Origin of the sequence: Sutterella sp., assembly GCF_052272535.1 — a bacterium.
Classification (GTDB): domain Bacteria; phylum Pseudomonadota; class Gammaproteobacteria; order Burkholderiales; family Burkholderiaceae_F; genus Sutterella.
On sequence record NZ_DAVZJY010000366.1, the window covers coordinates 1 to 1,257 of the forward strand.

General features: G+C 70.2%; 2 protein-coding genes. One reads left to right on the forward strand and one right to left on the reverse strand.

The features are described from left to right. Window positions 1–532 (reverse strand): methylated-DNA--[protein]-cysteine S-methyltransferase (locus ACT6Y9_RS11020; RefSeq protein ID WP_443744563.1); only part of this gene is annotated, 532 nt, incomplete at its 3' end. A 139-nt stretch (window positions 533–671) separates the two neighbouring features. Between ACT6Y9_RS11020 and ACT6Y9_RS11025 the strand changes: the two genes are divergently transcribed. Beyond that, a partial coding sequence (locus ACT6Y9_RS11025; RefSeq protein WP_443744564.1) for a beta-ketoacyl synthase N-terminal-like domain-containing protein occupies window positions 672–1,257 on the forward strand: 586 nt, incomplete at its 3' end.

Below are 1,257 nucleotides of genomic sequence, written 5' to 3' on the forward strand. Positions count from 1 at the left end.
ACCCGCCGCAGTCCTGGATGGACCGAGTTTGGAGGGCGCGCGAAGGCACGACGCGGTGACACGGCGTCAGGATGAGGACGGGGTTGCGCCGCATCGCCGATCCCGCGACGCGCGCCGCTCCGGGCATCCCCGCGCGGCGTGCGACTTCGCCGTAGGAGATGCACGCGCCCGGGGGCACCCCGCGGGCCGCACGCCAGCAACGCTTCACGTATTCGGGCCCCTGAAGGCGCTCAGAGAACGGGATTTCGTTCTCGGTGAGGTTCGCAGCGCCTCTGAACCAGGCGCGGTAGGCCTCGAGCGCGCGGTCGGCCATCGCTTCGGCGGCCTTCCCGCCGCGGCGGGAGGCAACGAGCCCTTTCGCTTCCTCGGCCTCGGCGTCAAGAAGCGACGCGCAGCGCACGATCCCGGTCTCGTCCGCGGCGATCAGCCACCGGCCGGCGCCGGAGCTCAAAAACGGCGTCTCAACGAGGCGCAGCGCCAAGCCTGCGGGTCCGAGGAGTTCCTGAAGCGCGGGAACGTTGATGCGGGACATGAGGATTCCTTTCAGAGAGCTTATTGGAAAAAGGAGGCGGCGAATTCGGGAAGAATAGTGCGGCGCCGCCTAAAATTAACCTCATCTCCACTGCCGGTGCGGCTTGAAACTCCGCGCCACACGAGCCCTTCAGCCTTCGATGACCTCCTCTCCGAAGAATCCCCCGCCCGCGGCGGTCCTCATTCCCGCCGCACGGCTCCTCTCGCCCTTGGGCAACGATGCGACCGAGACGCTTCTGCGCCTCGCCCGTCCCGGGAGCTTCCCCGACGAAGCCGCCCTCGGGCGCGTGCCCGAATCCTTTCTCGAGGCCGCGCGCCGCACGGCCGACGACCTCGGCGTTCCCGAGAAGGAGCGCACCCGCACGCTGCTCTTCACGCTCCACATGATCCGCCCCCTCGTGCGCCGGGCTTTGGACGCAGGCGTCGGGCCCGCGGAGATCGGCTTCGTCTTCGGCGGCACCGCCGCCGGAACGCCCGAAGTGGTCGAAGGGCTGCGCACGCGCCCCGAGGCGGCTCCCGAAGAGAAGTGGCGGCTTCTTGAGATCGGCCGCACGGCGCCCGCAGCCGCCCGCATCCTCGGGATCTGCGGCCCCGTGATCACGGTCTCAACCGCCTGCACCGCGGGCGCGAAGGCCGTCGCCGAAGGCGCGCGCCTCCTGCGCACGGGATTCGTGAAGGCCGTGGTGGCCGGGGGGCTCGACGTTCTCTCGCCCCTGACGGAAGCGG